This window comes from Lentzea sp. NPDC051213, from assembly GCF_044455585.1.
Taxonomy (GTDB): Bacteria; Actinomycetota; Actinomycetes; order Mycobacteriales; family Pseudonocardiaceae; genus Lentzea.
This window is the reverse complement of the sequence record NZ_JBITEX010000007.1, coordinates 345,021-364,031: the sequence shown is the minus strand read 5'-3', so window position 1 is coordinate 364,031 and position 19,011 is coordinate 345,021. Positions and strand designations below refer to the sequence as shown.

Annotated in this window: 14 protein-coding genes; 10 read left to right on the top strand and 4 right to left on the bottom strand. The window is 69.6% G+C overall.

The genetic code is table 11. The features are described 5' to 3' along the window. Positions 1-14: 14 nt before the first annotated feature. From ACIA8G_RS30335 to ACIA8G_RS30325, 3 genes are all read right to left on the bottom strand, one after another. A complete protein-coding gene (locus ACIA8G_RS30335) occupies positions 15-1,142 on the bottom strand; it encodes a glycosyltransferase (protein WP_396422100.1) in 1,128 nt (375 codons plus the stop codon). Beyond that, positions 1,133-2,131, bottom strand: coding sequence for a hypothetical protein (locus ACIA8G_RS30330; RefSeq protein WP_396422099.1), 999 nt, complete (start codon positions 2,129-2,131; stop codon positions 1,133-1,135). Before ACIA8G_RS30330 ends, ACIA8G_RS30335 begins: the two co-directional genes overlap by 10 nt. Positions 2,132-2,229: 98 nt before the next feature. Further along, positions 2,230-2,577: a hypothetical protein gene (locus ACIA8G_RS30325; RefSeq protein ID WP_396422098.1), complete on the bottom strand. Its 348-nt coding sequence runs from the start codon at positions 2,575-2,577 to the stop codon at positions 2,230-2,232. Between the two features lie 178 nt (positions 2,578-2,755). Here ACIA8G_RS30325 and ACIA8G_RS30320 point away from each other — a divergent pair, with 178 nt between their 5' ends. The 10 genes from ACIA8G_RS30320 (at position 2,756) to ACIA8G_RS30275 (ending at position 17,804) form a co-directional block, all read left to right on the top strand. Then, positions 2,756-3,286 carry an NUDIX domain-containing protein gene (locus ACIA8G_RS30320; protein WP_396422097.1) on the top strand — a complete coding sequence of 177 codons (531 nt, stop codon included), beginning with the start codon at positions 2,756-2,758 and terminating at the stop codon, positions 3,284-3,286. Next, positions 3,287-4,141 carry a cobalamin-binding protein gene (locus ACIA8G_RS30315; RefSeq protein WP_396422096.1) on the top strand — a complete coding sequence of 285 codons (855 nt, stop codon included), beginning with the start codon at positions 3,287-3,289 and terminating at the stop codon, positions 4,139-4,141. Continuing rightward, positions 4,138-5,112, top strand: a complete 975-nt coding sequence (locus ACIA8G_RS30310) for a D-cysteine desulfhydrase family protein (RefSeq protein WP_396422095.1) — start codon at positions 4,138-4,140, stop codon at positions 5,110-5,112. Before ACIA8G_RS30315 ends, ACIA8G_RS30310 begins: the two co-directional genes overlap by 4 nt. A gap of 261 nt (positions 5,113-5,373) precedes the next feature. After that, positions 5,374-7,578, top strand: coding sequence for a VWA domain-containing protein (locus ACIA8G_RS30305; RefSeq protein ID WP_396422094.1), 2,205 nt, complete (start codon positions 5,374-5,376; stop codon positions 7,576-7,578). 10 nt (positions 7,579-7,588) lie between these two features. Continuing rightward, a complete protein-coding gene (locus ACIA8G_RS30300; protein ID WP_396422093.1) occupies positions 7,589-10,744 on the top strand; it encodes a tubulin-like doman-containing protein in 3,156 nt (1,051 codons plus the stop codon). Between the two features lie 11 nt (positions 10,745-10,755). Then, positions 10,756-12,915, top strand: a complete 2,160-nt coding sequence (locus tag ACIA8G_RS30295) for a hypothetical protein (protein ID WP_396422092.1) — start codon at positions 10,756-10,758, stop codon at positions 12,913-12,915. A gap of 120 nt (positions 12,916-13,035) precedes the next feature. Beyond that, entirely contained in the window at positions 13,036-13,989 is a 954-nt protein-coding gene (locus ACIA8G_RS30290; RefSeq protein WP_396422091.1) for a hypothetical protein, read from the top strand. Then, on the top strand, positions 13,986-15,056 hold the full coding sequence (locus ACIA8G_RS30285) for a hypothetical protein (RefSeq protein WP_396422090.1): 1,071 nt from the start codon (positions 13,986-13,988) through the stop codon (positions 15,054-15,056). The genes ACIA8G_RS30290 and ACIA8G_RS30285 overlap by 4 nt, the downstream gene beginning before the upstream one ends. After that, positions 15,053-17,089 carry a DUF4231 domain-containing protein gene (locus ACIA8G_RS30280; RefSeq protein ID WP_396422089.1) on the top strand — a complete coding sequence of 679 codons (2,037 nt, stop codon included), beginning with the start codon at positions 15,053-15,055 and terminating at the stop codon, positions 17,087-17,089. Before ACIA8G_RS30285 ends, ACIA8G_RS30280 begins: the two co-directional genes overlap by 4 nt. 82 nt (positions 17,090-17,171) lie before the next feature. Continuing rightward, positions 17,172-17,804 carry a GTP pyrophosphokinase family protein gene (locus tag ACIA8G_RS30275; RefSeq protein WP_396422088.1) on the top strand — a complete coding sequence of 211 codons (633 nt, stop codon included), beginning with the start codon at positions 17,172-17,174 and terminating at the stop codon, positions 17,802-17,804. Here ACIA8G_RS30275 and ACIA8G_RS30270 read toward each other — a convergent pair. Then, positions 17,801-18,931, bottom strand: a complete 1,131-nt coding sequence (locus ACIA8G_RS30270; RefSeq protein WP_396422087.1) for a DUF222 domain-containing protein — start codon at positions 18,929-18,931, stop codon at positions 17,801-17,803. The genes ACIA8G_RS30275 and ACIA8G_RS30270 overlap by 4 nt on opposite strands. Between the last annotated feature and the right edge of the window lie 80 nt (positions 18,932-19,011).

The window sequence follows — 19,011 nt, the reverse complement described above, 5'->3', positions numbered from 1 at the left end:
CGCCCACGGCGTTTTCAGCTGCACAGCAACGAAATGACCTCGTCCGGCGACGGCATGGCCGCGATCTCGCCGGCCACCCGCCGGGCAGCGGCGCGCACAGCCTCGTCGGCGAGCAGAGCACGAGCATGATCGGCAACGGACTCGCTGGTCAGTTCGTCAGGCAGCAGCCTGGTCCCCGCACCCGCGGCCACCACGGCGTCCGCGTTGCCGAACCCGTCGGCGCCCTGCGGCACGACCAGCTGCGGACGGGCGGCGGCCAGCGCACCCAGGGTGGTGCCGCTGCCGCCGTGGTGAACGACGAGGTCCACGTGCGGCAGGAGGTCGGCCTGCGAGACCCAGGGTTCGACGCGGACACCTGGGGGCACGTCGCCCAGGGCTTCGACCGCGGGGCCGGTGGCGACGAGGACGTCCACCGGGAGGGTGGCCAGGCCGGTGATGCAGCGGTGCAGGACGTCGGCGGTGGCGAAGGCGGTGCCGAGGGTGAGGTAGACGAGAGGGCGGTCGCGGCGAGCGGGCACGGCGTCCGGCGGCAATCCGCGCCCAGCGGACACGATTTCCGGCACACCACGCCCAGCGGACACGCCGTCCGGCAGCCCCAGCCCCGCACCAGGCGGTGACCACGCCACCGGACGCAACGGCACGCGGTCCGCGGCAGCGAGAAAACCCGGTGCCTGCAACGACTCCGGGCAGATGTCGACCGTCCTCCCGATCACCACCCCCACCGAGGCCGCCACCGAGATCGCCGCCTGCCACATCTCACCAGGATCAACCCGCCCGAACGTGTGCGCCACAGTCGGAATCCCAGCCCGCAACCCGGCCAGCGCCGCCCCGTACGTGGTGATGTCGTGGACGATCAGGTCAGCACCCAACGGCGCCAGGTCGTCCGCCAGCCGCCGGGTCATCACGTCACCCAAGGCACGCCCAACCCGCTCAGGACCATGCGGGAGATCCACCGCGGCCAACGCCGCAGGCAGGCTCATCCCCGCCGCAACCGCGTTCAACCCGGCCGCACGCAACCGCGGCACGAACTCCTCCCCGGCCGCGAAGACCACATCATGGCCCATCCGCTGAGCAGCCAAAGCCAAAGGCACAGACGGGTACGTGTGACCGTGCGCCGCCATCGTCGCGAAGATCAGCCGCACAGCAGGACCTCGCGATGCTGCCAGGCCAGCGACAGCAGGGCCGCGCCGGCCGCCTGCGTCGGTTCGTGGTGCACGAAGCGTTCGATGTTCTCGGCGGTGAACGGGATTCCGGCGAGGACACGGCCTTCCTCGTTGTGCGACACGAGATCGCCGAACAGCTCGTCGAACGTCCCGGCCTCGATCACCGCGACGGTCAGCATGTCGGTCGCGAACGTCAGCGGGTCCACGCCCATGCCGAGGTACGAGACGCGTGCCGCCGACGTCAGCCTGTGAGCGAACGCCGGATTGACGGCCTGATCTTCCGGCATGCCCAGCAGTTCCTCGGCGAACTCGCGGATCATGCAGTGCCACAACGAGAAGTCGCTGTCCTGCGAGCCTTGGAAGACGCCGACCGGCAGCACCTGGTACAGGCCGCCGGCGTGGCCGACGCGCTTCGGATCGCGCCAGTGCAGGAAGAACGTCGCACCGCCGGGGTCGTCGCGGATCGTGAGGGTGCTGACGGCGACGTTCGTCGGGCGCCGCGCCGGATCGCACGGATCACCGACCGAGGTGCGCAGCCGCAACGAGTCGGTCTGCCCGAGTTCGCGCGCCGCGAACTCGTGGGCGCAGGCCTCCCCCACGTCGATGCCGTCGAAGTACGAGCCGATGCCGAACGTCAGGTGCTTGCCGGTGAAGCCGAGCAGCCGGTAGGTCTCCCGGTTCTGGAACACGGTCGGCGCGGCCAGCGCCGCCATCGCGGCCGAGTAGCTGCGAAAACCCTCGGGCAGCAACGAATCCTGACCGATGTCGAACGACGGAGAAGCCTGCGACGACAGCGAGAGGTCGTTCAACGGAATCGGCGCGGCGGGCATCCAGTGCGCGGCTGTGAGCAGTGGTGTGCCCGCGACCTTGGGCAGGGACGGGTACTCGCCGGCGGCCTTGAGGGCCAGCGCATGGCGGTGTTCACCCAGGTGGGCACGGACCTCTAGCCACTCTTCGGACGTCGGCACCCCACCATTGTCACCTGCCGGCCGGACACCTGAGGCTCCCGCCACGGCGAAATGACCGGACCCACCCTGACTGGCCCGGTCTCCGCTCTATGAGGCTGTCAGGCCCTCCAACGCCTGGACGCGTGGACCACGTCGCCGACTGCACGAGCAAGACTGCCGTCGGCGTCGACGTGGGCCTCGTACTCGGCCGGAAGCGGCATGGCCACCTCGGGCGGTGCCTCGTACGGGTCGCTGTCTTCCCAACGCAGCCTGCGCGCCGTCTTCACGAACGCGACCGCGGCGGCCAGCAGCAGCACGCCGATCGCGACCGGCCACAGGACCGCCTCCGCGATGGCGATGGCGAACTGGACCTGAGCCACCACCACGAACACGACGGTCAGTCCGACCACCGACCACGGGGCCGATCGTCCGTCGCGTCTTCGCTTGGCGGCACCGGTTGCCCCCATTGGCGTCACCTCCACCGATGTTGTCGTGGACATCGGCGATTGATCGCACGGAGTTACAGGTCCAAGCGTACTCCCTGGTCGTTTGGTTGCGTTCCGTCATCTTCGGCCGAACTGCCTACCAGGCACGAACGTGCCTGGGGAGGGTGCGGGATTCACCCTGTGGTGTGATCATCAACCCGTGTCCGCACTGCACGCGGGAGACCCCGCTTCATTCGCCGCCGATGTTCTCGACGAGGGTCCGGCCGAGCCCGAGTTCGTGCCGGGGATCGCGGGGAGAAGGCCCACCAAGTCGTGCGCGGGCGGGGCGTTGATCCGGGATTCCACCGGACGAGTCCTCTTCGTCGTGCCCACGTACAAGGCGGTGCTGGACATCCCCGGCGGCATGACCGAGGAGGACGAGTCACCGAAGGCGGCGACGATCCGCGAGATCCGCGAGGAGCTCGGCATCGAAGTCGAGCTCGGGCCGTTGCTGGTGGTGGACTGGACGCCGCGCAACGGCGTGTGGCGCGACTGCCACCAGTTCGTGTTCGACGGCGGGGTCGTCGACGGTGCCGTGGCGCACGACGACGAACTGGCGGGCGTGGTCTACCTGACGCTCGACGAGGCGAAGCCGAAGATCTACCCGTCGCTGCACCGCCGGCTCACCCTCGCGCTGGAGGCGCTTGAGAGCGGTTCCACGCACTACGCCGAGTTCGGGAGGGCGCGCTAGATGCGGATCGTCTCGCTGCTGCCCGCCGCGACCGACATCGTCGCCGAGCTCGGCCTGATCGAGCACCTGGTCGGCCGCACCCACGAGTGCGACTGGCCGGCCGAGGTCGCGACCGTCCCGATCGTCACCAGCACCGGCATCGACCAGGACGCGTTGAGCAGCCGGGAGATCTCGGCAACCGTCCACCACGGCTCTTCGCTGTACGGGTTGGACACCGACCTGCTCAACGACCTCAAGCCGGACGTGATCCTCACTCAGGACCTGTGCGACGTCTGCGCGATCTCCTACGAGAGCGTCTCGGCGGCGGTACGCCTGATGGACGTCGGCCCGAAGGTCCTCAGCCTCGAACCCTCCACCCTGGACGAGGTGCTGGACTGCCTCAAGACCGTCGGCGACACGCTCGGCGTCGACAGCACGGACAGGATCACCGCACTCCGGCAGCGCATCGACCACGTCGAGCAGCAGACCAGGAACAAGCAGCGCCCGAGAGTCGCCGCCATCGAGTGGCTCGACCCGGTCTGGCCCGCTGGACACTGGGTACCGGAGCAGATCGCGATCGCCGGTGGCATCCCGCTCATCGCCGAGAAGGGTGAGCACACCAAGCCGATCGACTGGCAGACCGTCCACGACGCCGAACCGGACGTGGTGTTGCTGATGCCGTGCGGCTTCCCACCGGAACGCACGCTCAAAGAACTCCCCGACCAGCAGTTCCCCGAAATGTGGGTGCTGGACGGTCCGGCCTACTACAACCGCCCCGGCCCGCGGGTGGTGCGCGGCATCGAGGTTCTGGCCCACGTCCTGCACGGCATCGGCCCCGCTCCGGACACCGGAGAAGCCTTTAAGCTCGAACCATGATTGACCTGAGCGCGTTCCCCCGAGTCGCACTGGGCAGCTGGCCGACCCCGCTGGACGACGCCCCGAGGCTCGCGACCGCGCTCGGCAGCCCGCCGGTCCTGATCAAGCGCGACGACGTGAACGGGCTCGGCGCCGGCGGCAACAAGCTGCGCAAGCTCGAGTTCCTGCTCGGCCAGGCCATCGAGCAGGGCGCGGACACGATCATCACGTTCGGCGCGCTGCAGACCAACCACGGCAGGCAGACCGCGGCAGCGTGCGCGAAGCTCGGGCTCAGGTGCGAGCTCGTGCTCACGGCCAAGGTGCCGATGAAGGGCGACGCGTACGAGCGGTCCGGCAACATCGTGCTGGACCACATGTTCGGCGCGAACGTGCACATCTGCGCGGACGCCGAGGAGACCGCGCAGGCCTATGAGCGCGTGAACCACGACAAGGCCGTCACGCTGCCCGTCGGCGGTTCGAACGGCCTCGGCACGCTCGGGTACGTCGCGGCGGCCGTCGAACTGGTCGGGCAGCTCAACGACCGGGGAATCGACAACGCGTGCATCGTCGTGCCCCTGGGCAGCGGCGCCACGGCCGCGGGAATCGCGCTCGGCACCGAACTGCTGGGCTGGTCCGGCACCGTGCACGCGCCGAGCGTCTCGCACTCCAAGGCAGACGCCGAGCAGGAGCTCCACACCCTCGCCGGCGACGCCGCGGCCCTGCTGAACGTCCCGGCACCGAAGCTCGCCCACGTCACGATCACGGACGACACGATCGGCCCCGGCTACGGCGTGCCCACCGAGGACATGTGGAGCGTGCTGAAGCTCTTCGGCGAGACGGAGGGCGTGGTACTCGACCCGGTCTACACGGGCAAGGCCGCGGTGGCGTTCCGGCGACTCGCTCCGACGCTGGACGTGCCGGTCGTGTTCCTCCACACGGGTGGTCTCCCCGGTTTCTACGGCTATGCGCCGGAAGCCGTCGCCCAGTTCTGATAGCGGTTTCTCATAACCGCACTCATTCGGTCACCTATTGACCAGGTTTTGTCCATGATTTTTACCCAAATGACCGGGCATAATCGCGCCCATGCAGGTCTGTTCTTCATCGAATCCACACGCGCTGGAATACGCTGACCAGCGCTTATTTGCCTCACCGACGACGGAAATCGTGCGGTAACGAGCCAACGCGCGCACGCGATCGAAATACCGCGACCCGCCAGTGCTCCATTCCGCCACCGTCAGTGGGTGAATTGACTCATGCGTCTCTCAGTGCTCGCCTCGACAGCAGTAGCCGTGCTGCTGATGGTGCCCTTACCAGGCGCGGCACAGCAGCCCGAACCCGTCATCACGCCGGCGAACATCGTGGTTCTCGTCGACGAGTCCAGCAGCATCGGCGCGCAGGACATGGACCGGGAGCGGGAGGCCGCCGCGTTGATCGCGCTCGGCGAGTTCGCGCCGTCGAGCACCATCGCGGTGGTCGGCTTCGGCAGTGACAACGGCGGGCAGTCGCCGGTCGACGTGGTGTGCCCGCCGAGCGCGGTCGCGACCGCGCAGGACCGGCAGCGGCTCAGCGACTGCACGCGCGCCCTGAAGAGCCGCCCGATCGGGCAGGGCGACGGCACCGACCACGCGGCTGCTCTCCAGCAGGCGCTGAGCTACCTGCAGGGCGACAAGAACGGCCCCAAGCTGGTCTTCATCCTCACCGACGGCAAGCTCGACGTCACCGACAGCCCGAGGTACGGCCCGGACAACATCGGCGACCAGCGCAACCGCACCGCCTCCGAGCTCATCGGCACGTTGCTGCAGCAGGCGAACAAGGAGAAGGTGCAGGTCTGGCCGCTGGGTTTCGGCACCGTCGACGCGGGCCAGCTCGACCGGTTCGCGAAGGGCTCGTTCCAGGGTCAGTGCGGCGTCAAGTCTCCGACGCCGGCCGCCACCGTCGTCAGCAGCAGCGCGGACGTCGCGCAGGCCCTCATCAGGGCGTTCCAGGCGGCCAGGTGCGCGGGCGCGGGCGACATCCAGCGCACGCCGGTGAGCAGCGGCGGCACGGCGGAGGCCCAGGTCACCATCCCGGTGATCGCCACGGACGGCTCGATCCTGGTCACGAAGCACGACTCGCGCATCTCGGTGTCCTATGTGGACCCCGAGGGCAGGACCGTGCCGAAGTCCGGGCAGCAGGGCGAATCCACGTTCCAGGTCAGCGGTGAGAACGGCACCGTCGAGGGCCTGCGGATCGTGAACCCGTTGCCGGGCACGTGGACCGTGAAGATCACGTCCGCGCCGGGCGTGCCGCCGCTGGACGTCAGCACTGTCGTGATGTACCAGGGCGCGGTGCGGTCGAGCATGACCGTGAACCCGCCGGCGCCACAGGCGGGCCAGGAGGTCACGGTCGCTCTGAGCCTGCAGACCAGAAGCCGGTCGATCACCGACCCCGGCGCGCTGAAGGATCTCGCCTTCACCGCCGACATCGCCGGAGATGGCTTCACCACACCGATTCCGCTCAACGACGACGCGAACAACGGGGACAGCCGCGGGCAGGACGGGGTCTACTCCGGCAAGATCGTCATCCCGGATCAGGCGAAGGGCACCGTCAAGTTCACCGGCACGGTCGCGGGCATCGGCATCAGCGGCGACACCAGAACCGTGGACGCGGCACTGGTTTCCGGGCCACGGCCGCTCGCCGCGTCGACGACGTTCGGCAACACCGACTGGGAGGTGGCGCCGGGCGACACGGTCCAGGGCACGGTCACCGTCACGAACAACTCCGGCCGCGCCCGCAAGGCCAGGATCATCGTCGCCGACGTCGCGCCGGGCACGGTCGCGAGCATCCCCGGTGACCAGACCGTGCTCGACGTGCCGCCGTCGGGCACCAGCACGTTCGACTTCGGCCTCGCCTTCGCCGGCAACACCGCCGAGGGCGCCAACGCGTTGACGCTCAAGGTCGTCGACGACGCGAACCCCGACGACGTGATCTACGAGTGGCGGATCACCGCGAACGTCGCGCAACCACCGCCGCTGCCGGAGATCGCGATCGCCATCGGCATCGCGGCCGTGCTCACCACGGCACTGGTCCTCCTCCTGCTCCGGCGCCGGCGGCGCGACGTGCGCGGGCTCGTCGTCTACCTGTACGACGGCTACCGGTCGCGCGGTGACCTGGCTGCGCCGGAGCAGCCGTCCTCGGTGTTCCGCTTCCACCTCGGCGAGGTCCAGACGGGGGTGCCGCAACTCGCGCACTCGGCGGGTGGTGAGGACAGCTACGAGCTGAGCCGCAACGGCGGGCAGCTGCGGTTGCGCGCGCCTCTCGGTGACTCGTACGACCTCCACCTGGGCGAGCGCGTGCCGGTGCACGGCGACCTGTCCATCGAGGTGCAGGACGAACACGCCCCCGTCGAGTTCCCCGACGACCACCAGGACCCGCTCCCGGCAGCGGACCGGCCATCGGGCAACCACCACCTGCTTTAGAAGGGCAACGATGCAGATCTACCAGCCCATGCTGTACGTCGGACTGGGTGGCACCGGCTGTCGCGTCGGGGCCGAGCTGGAACGCAGGCTGCGCGAGGAGATGTGCGGCCCTGACGGCACCGAGCTCCAGAACAGCATGCAGGGCAAGAACTTCCTGCCGTACCAGCTGCCCTCGTGCCTCCAGTTCGTCTACGCCGATCTGAGCGAGGACGAGTTCGGCGCGCTCGAACGCCGGGTCGTGCCCGATCCCGAGTACCTGCCCGCCGCCGAACGCACGATGCATCTCGTGCGCGAACTCGTGCCGCACCACGACACCTATCCCGAGGTGGCCCGCAGCCTGCGCCTGGCCGCGCCGAAGTACATCGACTCGTGGCTGCCGCCGCCCAGCGGTGAACCGCGGATCGGCCCGCTCGCCCGCGGTGCCGGCCAGCTGCCGACCGTGGGCCGCGCGGCGTTGTTCGAGACGTTCCGCGGCGGCACGTCGGCCGCGCAGGCCCCGCTGCGCAAGGCGATCGGCGCGATCAACAACTCGCTGGGCGAGCTGGCCCTGCTCGGTGGCGGCCACCGGGCGTTGTCGTGCGACGTCTTTGTGGCGTTCTCGGTCGCGGGCGGCACGGGCAGCGGCATCTTCTTCGACTTCCTGCACCTGATCGGCGATGTCTTCGCGCACCAGGACTACCGAGCGCGGATCTTCCCGCTGGTGCTCATGCCGTCCGCGTTCGACGAGGGTCTGGGCGGCGGACGGGCGGCGCGGCTCAACGCGGGTCGCTCGCTGCTGGACCTCTTCCGGCTGGTGGACGATCAGAACGCCCAGGTCGCGGGCACCGAGCTGGACAGCTCCGGCATAAGCGGCACGCTGTCGGTGAAGTACCCGGACCGCGAGGAGATCCGGCTGCGCGCCGCCACCGTGCAGACCGCGTTCCTGTTCGGCAAGGGCGCCGGCGTGCAGCGCGAGGACCTGCACCGGTCGATCGTGTCGCTGGTGCTGTCGTTGATCGGCACCGATCTCGGCACCGAGGGCGACGGCGGCCGCCAGGCCGTGGCGCAGACCTACATGAGCTTCGCCGACTCGTTCATCAACAGCGCGGTCGAACGGGAGGTGCCCGCCGCGACCGGGATCGGCAACCGCGGTGTGTCCACGAGTTCGGTCGCGTCGATGACCGTGCCGGTGGACGACATCGCGGACATCATCAGCTCCCGGCTGCTGGCGGCCGCGGTCACCGAGCTCGACGAACCGGGCACCGGCCAGGCGGAGAACAACTCGCCGCTGATCGAGCGGTTCTTCACCGAGTCCAATCTGGACCCGTTGCGGCTGCGACAACCCGTGCCGATCAACGAGGTCGCGGCGGTCACCGGCGCGGAGGCCATCGCCCGCGCGCTCGCCACGCGGGCCCGCACGATGGAGTCCGGCCTGCGCACACTCGACCAGCAGCTCGCCCGGCAGATCCCGGACATGGTGCAGACGTTCGACGCCGGCCGCGCGGTGAAGTCGCTGCTCGGCGAGATCGATCTGTTCCGGCTCCGGCGCGTCCTCAACGGCCACGACGGCCTCACCGACGAGCCCAGTGCGCTCGGGTTCGCCAAGATCCTGGAGCTGCGCCGCGGCGAGCCGGCGGCCCCACCCGGCCTGACGCTGAACCCGCCGGCCTCGGCCGGGATCAAGGGGAAGTTCCTGCGCAAGCTGCAGTTCTCCGATCCCGCCGTGCGAGCGGCGCTGGCGCGGCAGAACGACTGGTACGAGTGGCGGGCGAAGCGGGTCTGGCACGCCGCGTGGAACGACCAGGCGGTGCGCTGGGACCTCAAGCTGAAAGCCGTGCAGCAGCAGGTGCTTTCGCTGGTGAACGCCTTCGAGGACCACGCGCGGCAGAGCGAGCGCCGGTTCACCGCCCGCGCCCGCGAGCTGTACCAGCAGCGGGTCGGCGTCACGTACCTGTTGCCGCGCCAGGGTGATCTCGAACCGTTCTACCAGGCCGTGGTGCGCCGGTTCGTGGACTACTACGTGCATCAGGGCGGCAAGCTGAGGCCGACGGCGACGCCGGGCGACCTCGTCACCGAGATCCTCGGCGAGGAGGGCTGGAAGCACGCCTACGACATGGTGCTGGACGGCCGCGGCCCGGCGATGGCCGTGGCCCACGTCAAGGACAGGCTGAAGCAGGCCGTGAAACGGCTCTTCTCCTACCGCGACGGGCAGCACCGGCCGTTGCTGCCCGCGTTGCAGGACCTGCTGGCGGCCGCGGCGGGCAAGCCGGGCGTGCGGGTCGGTGACGACGAGCTGGCGCAGTTCCGGGAGAAGCTCGCCGGACTGGTGCCCGGCGGGTTCGCGCCCAGCGGCACCGGCCGGTTGCGGATCCTGTTCAGCTATCCCGCGTCGGCCAAGGACACCGAGCTGGAGAAGTTCCTGCGCAACGAGGTGTCGCTGCCGCGGCAGGACGCGGTGGTGGAGTTCCGGCCGATCGCGGCCGAGTCGATCACCGTGGTGCTGTTCCGCAGCTCGATGGGCCTGACCGAGGTGCCGGAGGTCCGCGAGGTGCTCAAGCACTGGTCGGACGCGCTGAAGAACGAGGAGCAGCAGGACTTCCTGCGCTGGCGGCAGCGCCTCGGCTACGACTTCGGTTACCTGGCCACGATTCCCGAGCACCGCGAACGGATCCTGCACCACCTGCTGTGCGCGGCGTGGAACGACCAGATCGCCGTGGTGGGCGACGAGGACTCGCCGTCGGCGATCATCGTGCGGCTCGGCGACGGAGCGCAGGCCAGCATGCGTCTGCCGCTGGAACCGTTCGGCCGGATGTCCAGCTGGGCCAGCCTGCTGTCCGCGTACGAGGCGTGGGTGCTCACCGACGACGAGCAGATCCGCCGCGACTTCTGCGCCAAGCTCATCGCGACGACCCCGCACGGCGTGGACCAGCGGCCGGACAAGCCTTCCCAGCTCTTCGACCGGATCGCCGGCCTGGCCGCGGGCGAGCTCACCCGAATCGCCGCGGAGCTGGGTCAGCGCACCGGCGAGAGCGGCACGCGGCGCCTGCACGCGTTGCGCGAGTTCTGGGAGGACACCCTGCCGGGCGCGCTGCGGCTGCCGTTCCGCGGCGTCAACAACCCGTTGCAGGACAACCTGCAGGACCTGCGGGAGTGGGTCGCCCGCGACCCGGAATGGCTGCGGCCGTGAACGCTGACCCGGTGATGACACTGGACCTCCGCACGGCGGAAGGCCGGGCACAAGCGCAAAGCCTCCACCGCCGCGAGCCCGGCCTGTCGAGCCGCGTGCTGGTGGTCGACACCACCGAAGCGTTGAGCGAGCACCACGAGTATTTCGAACGGCTCGCGCGCCTGCCGCAGGTCACCGGCGTGGTGCTGGTGGCGGTCGGTGGCATCAGCGTGAACGGCGCCGGGCCGACGCTGCGCACGCCGTCCGCGCTGGCGGGTGTCGGTGTGACGCTGTGGGTCGGTGAGGGTCCCGGTGTGCCGTGGGAGGGTGGTTCGCAACGGCCGGGCGCCGGCCAAGCCGAGTCCACAGTGGACGATCTGCTGGCCGCGCTGCGGCTGCCCAAGGTGTTCGACCGGGTGTTCGCGGACGTCGGCGTGATGCCGCACCAGGCGGCCAGTCCGGGGCTGGCCGTCGACTACGCGACGGTCGAGCCCGCCATGATGCGGGCGCTGAAACTGCGGGCGTTGCGGCAGCTCGTGGCCACCGGTGTGGCGGCCAGGCTGCACGACCGCGAGTCGACCGAACTGACGTCCGTGGTGCGGTCGGCCACCGAGGGCGACGCGACGTCGGTGCGGCAGGGATCGCCGCTGTACGAGGCCATGGCGACCGCGCAACGCGAGCTGCAGGCAGCGTCGCGGGCAGTCGACCGGTGGCGGACGTGGCGAGGGATGCTTGGCCTGACCAAGGCCCATCAGGTGGTGCTGGGCCGGCTCGCCGTGGCCGGGGAGGCGCTGCTGCGGCACCACCGCGTGGCGCGCAGGGCGTTGGAGGACGTGGACTCGAGCCTCGCCGAGGGCTATCCGCCGCCGTCGGAGCTCGTCGAGCAGGGACTCCTCTCCCCCGCGCCGGTCAACTCCGAGGAGATGGCCGAGGCGGTGCGCAAGGCCGTGACGACCGAGCTGATCGGCGGGCGCACGCTGCCGGGCATCGCGGAGCAGGCGCGCCGGCTGGGCAACCAGCTCGGTGCCGCGCGCAGCCTCGCGATCACCGAGCAGGACTCGGCGGCCGACCTGGAGACGTGGGCCCGCGGGCTGATCTCGCCGCCGCCGGTGAAGGTCTGGCCGGCGCCGGTCACCTACCTGCTGCCGGTGATGTTCCTGACCTGCCTGCTGGCCACCGCGCTGCCCGGCCTGGGCGCGTGGCCGTTGCTGCTGATGCTGCCGCTGTGGACCGGCCTGATCGCGTTGCTGTCGGCCAACTCCCCGGTGGACGTCGATCTCGGCCTGGTGTTCGGCACGATGGCGTTCTCGTCGGTCGTGGGCGCCGCCATCGGGCTGCGATATCCGGCCGGGCTGGGACTCGGCGCGCCGATCAGCCTCGGTGTGCTGGCGTTGCTGGTGATCGTGTCGGCGCTGGCCGCCTACCTGGTGTGGCGCAACGTCGTCGACCGCTGGCGGCACACGATCCCGTTGCGCAAAGCCGTGTCGGCCAACAAGCGGCTGTCCGACCAGGTGTCGAGGACGATCGAACACCGCTGGTCGCCCGCCGACCGCAGTCGCCGGCTGGCCGACGCGCTGCTGGTGGTGGCGGGCGGGGCCGACGCGGTCGTCGAGGTGTTCACCGACGTGATCGAGCAGGTCAAGGACGCCGACAGCGAGCACACGTTCGGCGGCGACCGCTCGATCGGACTCGCCGACGTGCTGCACCACGACCTGGTGGCGATCACCCTGGAGGTGCTGCGGCCGTCGTTCGACGCGATCGCCTCCCGGCTGCCGCTGTCCGGCGACTCGCACCGCTCCCTGGTGCGCGCGAAGGAACTCGTGGCCGACTACCACGACCACCTCGAGCACGCCGGTCTGCGCGAGCTGCCGGCGTTCGTCACCGACGACGGCCCACGCCGCCGGCTCGCCGCGACGCTGTGGCAGAGCTCGGCGTCGTCGCGGCGGATCCTGCAGCTCACCGAACGCAGCCGGCTCACGCAGCTGTGCGCGGCCGAGGACGTCCGGCTGCTGCAGGCGGACGGGGCGCGGGTCGTGCACTTCGCGTCCGCCGACATGGATCTGCCGCCGGTCGACGGCGAGGTCATCCGCACCAAGGGGGACGCGGTCGGTGCTCTGCGGCTGACCCCGATCCTGGCGCGGTACGTCGAACGAGAGGTGCACGCCCAGAACGCCGAGGGAGACCCGCGGTGACACACAGCGCGCGCCACATCGAACGACACATCTACCGCGAGGTGCACGCCCAGGGAGACCCCCGGTGACACACAGCGCGCGCCACGTCTCACACGAAGTGCATGCTCAAGGAGATCTCAGTTGACCACCACGGACTACAGCACGCTCACCGGGCGTGATCCGGCCGGCCGCGACGCGTCCTGGCTGGTGCGGGTCACCGACTCCGGGCACGTCCAAACCGACGACGGCCGCACCCTGGTGCGCAAGTCGCTGCCCACCACCCCGGCCGACCAGGCGCTCGCAGAAGTGCTGCTGGACAACGAGATCCGCGCACTGACCCGCCTGCACGCCCGCTACCCCGAGCCGGTGCCGGAGCTGCCGCGGATCGTCGGCTACGACTTCGACTCCGCGGATCCGTTCCTGCTGCTGGAACCTCCGGCCGGCAAGTGCGTCGACGGCGGGCTGCGGACGTTGCTGATCGACGAACGCCGCCGGTTCATGATCGGGCTCTTCCGAGCGCTGGCCCAGCTCGACGCGGTGGACCTGGTGCACGGCTCGGTCGGCCTGTCCTCGCTGTGCTGGGACGGCGCGACGACCCAGCTGGTCGACCTCGAGCACGCGGTCCACACGGGAGAGACACAACGCTTGTCCCGCAACGGAACCGCGGCACATCCCGGCCACGACGTGCGCGCCGCCGGCCGGGTCGTTTACGAGCTGTTCACCGGCAAGCACGTCGAGCTCGGCGACACCCCCGACCTGGCCTCACAGCCGGAAGTGCTGGCGTCGTTGCTGCGCGGGGTGTTCGAGCCGGATCCGCGGCACCGCCCGACGGCAGCGCAGGTGCTGCAACGGCTGAACGACCGGGTTCCGCTGCCCAAGCCGGTGGACGTCACGGCGGCGATGCGGCCCGGCTACGACCGGTTCGACGAGCTGCGCCCACCGAAACCGTTGGCGCACACCGTCCTGCGGCCGACCGTGCCGCGGCCGGCACCGCGCGTGACGCCGAAGCCCAGGCAGCTACCGCTGGTGCCGCTGGCAGTGGTGTTCTTCCTGGCCGTGGCGACGATCGCGACCCTGGTGGCGATGTTCTCGTGACGACATCCGACAACCCGCGCGTGCAGTGCCCGATCTGCCTCCAGTTCTTCACGTGGCGGGAGGACGAGCTGTACCGGTGGACGGTCGACAGCAACGGCGCCCGCTGGACGAAGGCCGACCTCTCCGGTTTCAACAACCCGGTCACCCGCAAGGACCGGCGAGCCCGCTGCTACGTGAAGTGCCCCAACCCCAGCAAGGAGAACAGCGAGCACTACCTGCCGGTCTCGCACCGCGACCACGGCGATCCGATCGTGATCGGCCTGGTGGGCAGGCACATGTCCGGCAAGACCCACCTGCTGACCGCGATGATCCACGAGGCGTTGCGCGGCGACCTTCGCCATCACGGGCTGACCTTCGAACCGGCCGACGAGCTGAAGCACGCGGCGTTCCAGCGCGAGATCGAGCAGCTGATGCGTGGCAACCAGTTGTTCGCCACGAAGGAGCTCAAGGAGGACTTCACCACCTACCTGCTGGTGCGCACCGCGGAGGGAACGGCCCGGCCGATCGTGTTCTTCGACGTGGCCGGTGAGGACTTCGTGCAGTCGGGGCCGCACTCGCTGGGCGGCCAGTTCGTGCTCGGCGCGTCCGCCCTGATGTTCGTGGACGATCCGCAGAGCGCTCTGCCGGCCCTGCTCGGCGCCAGGGAGCTCGACAGCAACCCGGCGTTCGCCGGTGCGCTGCAACGCATGGCGCGGCGCGACGACTTGAAGGACCTACCGGTCGCGGTGGTGCTGACCAAGGCCGACGAGCTGCGCTACCAGCACCCGGTCGACCACTGGATCCGGCGCGACGACCTGCGCGACCCGGTGGACGCGGCCGCGTTCCGGGCGGAGAGCAGAGACGTGTACGCGTTCCTCGACAGGTACGAGGCCCGGCCGATGCTGGACGTCTTCGAACGGTTCCACCGCAGCACGTTGCACGTCGTGTCGGCCACGGGTGCCGAGGCCGACGGCAACAGCCTGTTCCCGCGCGGGGTCCGGCCGGCCCGCGTGCTGCGGCCGTTGCTCGCGCTGCTGGCCATGTGCGGGCTGATCGAGCACCCGCAGGCCGCGGAGGTGGGCAGATGAAGCGGCTGGACCAGTTGCTCTTCGCGGTGAGCGAGGTCAAGGGCATGGCGCTGGTGGCGGCGTCGTTCCCCAGTCACGACTCGAAGGCGTGGGACGGCTGGAACGAGAAGCTGCGCCCGCACACCCGGTTGCTGAACGAGACCGGCGGAGCGGCCGCACCCAGCTCGTCGTTCAGCCACCTCTCGTTCCCCGACGGCACCGCCGCGCTGCTGCGGCGATCGGCCCGTCCAGGCGATGTCGGCCGCAACGTCGCGCACGCGCTGGTGGGCGAGCGGAACACCGTTGCCGCGCTGGTGCCCGCGATGGCGACGTGCTGGCTGAAGTGGCTAGGCGAGCGGCCCATCAGCAACCGGTTGCCGGACGTGGAGATCGAGGAGTTCGATCTCGCCACCCGGCCGCCGGAGCTGGACGACCCGCTGCTCGTGCCGATCCTCGCGCTGGCGGTGGCGAGGCCCAGCAGCACGTACAGCGTGATCGGCGTACCGGCCGGGCAGGAGCTGTCCGTGGTGTGGGCGCTGCGCACCCTGCTGCCGGACCGCGAGTGGACGTTCTCGACCTACGAGCAGAACGACGCACACCAGCCGAACCTGCCGCGGCTGATCTTCCTGCCGGCCCGGCCGGTCCAGGACCTCGGCGTCCAGGACGGCAGGATCCGGGTCGACGTCCGCGAGGAGCCCCGCCCGACCGACTGGGCCACCAAACGGGCCGAGGAGCTGCTCGCCCAGCTCCACCAGGCACGGGTCGACGTCCCGGTGTTCGTGCCGGCAGCCACGAACGACGTGGAGGTCGAGGTCGACGACACCCCGACCACCGTCATCGAGCTACCGCACACCCCGGAGCCGCGCTTGAACCAGATCATCTGGCCGGAACCCGCGATGCTCGACCTGGTGCACGGCGACGGCCCGTTGCCGCAACGACTCCTGCGGTTCCACGAGCTGGCCGGGCACCTCGACGGCAACGCGTGGCACGAGCAGATCTGCGCCTGGATCGAGGACAGGGCGACCGCACCGGACCCGTTCGTGGCCACTCTCGTACAAGCCCAGCGCGCCAAGGGATACACCGGTTTCGACACCGCGGTCAGCCGCCGCTGGCTGGCCGGACAGGGCATCGCGTCAGCCAGGAACGAACCACTCACAGCACCGAAACCCGCCGCGCGACCACCGGTGGACGAGGCCACGGCCCGCGCGATGTGGGGCAAGAACGAGGCGTGGTCACGAACAGCCGACCACTACAAGGAACGCGCGCTGCGCTACCGGATGGGCGTGCTCGGCACACTCGCGGGCAGCGCCGTCCTCACCGTGGCCGCCGCCCAGTTCAACCCGATGTGGCTGCCCGTCACCAGCATCGCGGTAGCCGTGCTCACCGCCGCCCTGGTCGTGGCCGGCATCTGGTTCCGCGCCGTCAAGGAACCGGCGGAGCGCGAGCGGTGGACGTACGCCAGGATGATCGCCGAGCAGGTGAAGGCCGAGGTGTGCAAGTACCTCGCCGGCGCGGCCCCGTACCGCGATCCCAGAGCAGTGCTGCTGCTCAAGCAGAACATCGACCGCATCGAACGCCACGAGAAGATGCACGAGCTGGCCACTAGCACCCCGTTGATCTACGACCTCCGCTCCTATGTGGACAACCGGGTGCGCGAACAGATCACCTACCACCGCGCGACCGCCAAACGCCTGCAACGCACCCTGCAACGACTGCGCATGGCCGAGTACGTCTTCCAGGGCATGGCCGCCGCACTGGCCGCAGTCGGCGCCGTGCAGGGCTACCAGCTGGCGGTGTGGGCGGGCCTGCTCACGACCATCGCCGGCGCCGTGACCGCACACATCGCGCAGGCGGGCTACGACCGCCTGGTCGCCAGGTACCGCCGCACCGTGATCGACCTGGAGGACCTGCAGCGCACGCTGCCCGACCAGCCGGAACCGGCGGCGCAGGACGCGTTCGTGACGGGCTGCGAACAGGTGATCGCCCGCCAGAACGACGACTGGCTGGCGCAGCTGACCACGTCGCCCACGAAGGCAAAAGCTGACCGAACGTAACGCCTGGGCCATGGCCACCCCTTTGGGGTAGCTCTGCGTGACCGCTGCGAGGTGGAGTCATCGTGATCAGTACCCTGGTGTTGTGACCGACTTGGCCGACGACCTCAGCTTGCTTCGCGACCTCGAACGGCGGTTGCTCGTCTACAAGTTCGCGATCGAGGAGCTGATGACGAAGCTCCGGATCCTCAGCGAGGAGTTCGACTACGTCCATCAGCACGACCCGATCGAACACATCACGAACCGCGTCAAGAAACCAGAAGGCATCCTGGAGAAGCTGCGGCGCAAGGGCTTGCCGCTCGACGTCGAGCGCATCGGCGACTTCCTGGACGACATCGCGGGCGTACGCGTGATCTGCCCGTTCGTCTCGGACGTGTACCGGGTGTCCGCGATGCTCGCCCGCCAGCACGACGTGGAGATCCTGCGCACCAAGGACTACGTCGCCTCCCCGAAGCCGAACGGGTACCGCAGCCTGCACCTCATCGTGCAGATCCCGGTGTTCCTCTCGGATCGGGTCGAGCACGTGAAGGTCGAGGTGCAGCTCCGCACCATCGCCATGGACTTCTGGGCGACGTTGGAGCACAAGCTGTTCTACAAGTACGACGACAGCCCACCCGCGGACTTCGTGGACGAGCTGAAGTCCTCGGCGATGATCGCGGCCCAGCTGGACGAGCGGATGGAATCGCTGCACCGCCGCATCCACCAGGACGACCACTAGAACGGCGGCAGGTCGCCGAGCACCGGTTCGGGGTCGCGCCGGTAGGTCTTGCCGGCCGGGCTGCGGAAGCAGAACGTGCCGGGTGTCGGCTGGGTGACTTCCCAGGCGGTGCGGTGTTTGACGCGGTGGTGTTGTTTGCAGAAGGGGCCCATGTTGGCTTCGGAGGTATTGCCGAGTGGGAACGGTTCGGTGTGGTCCAGTTCGGACTTCTGGGCCGGGCGCATGCAGCCTGGGTGGCGGCAGGTGCGGTCGCGGGCCCAGATGAACCTTCGCAGTGCGGCGGGAGGGCGGTAGGTGCTGGTGCCGAACTCCAACGCCGCACCGGTCACCGGCTCGGTCAGCAACCGCCGCCACGTCGAGTCTCCGGCGAGCTCGCGGGCCAGGTCGGCGGTGATCGGGCCGTAGCCGGCGAGTTCACCGGGCTGCTCGGACAGACCCATCACCGTCGCGGCCGAAATAGCCACGTACAGCTCGACCTTCACCGCGCTGGCCCCGTCCGGCGTGGCCAGCAGCAGGTCCGCGAACACGTCGGCCCGGATCTGGTCCAACGTCCGAGGATCAGACGGCGTCTTCACCTGACGAGCGATCGCATCAACACGGGCGTAGCAGGCCGTGGCCAGGTGCGCGGGCAGGAACGCCCACACCCGCGCCACGTCATCCTCGAGCGCGTCGATTCCCATGCAGCGCTGGGCTTTGCGCTGCTCGGCCCGCTCCCTCTGCCCCTCCGGATCGACCCGCATGACCACGCGGTTGGTGAGCTGACGCATCTGCGCACTGGTCAGATCCGGCGCCTTCGCCAGCACCCGCTCCTCGACCTGCGCCGCCAAGTCCGCGGTCAGTGGCATCGTCTTGTCGTACAACACGCGCGCCTTGTAGAGGTCGATCTCACCCTTCTCCAAGGCATCCAACGTCGAAGGCAGCTTGCTGGCGAGGTCCAGGGCCATCGCCACCTGATCCGCGGTCCAGCGTGAGGTCCACCGCATCGCCGCCGCGATCTCGGCATCAAAGAATTCTTCACCCTCACACGCGATGGCGTAATCGGCGAGGGTGCGCATCAGCTGCGCTTGATGATAGGCAATCTGTTTATCGTGATACGCCAGAGCGTCCAGAAACTCGATGACTTCCACATCACGAGCCTATTACGTCCCCCAAGATCGAATTACCAAACACCGCCACACGATCAGGTGAACGCGCAGGTCAAGCCCGC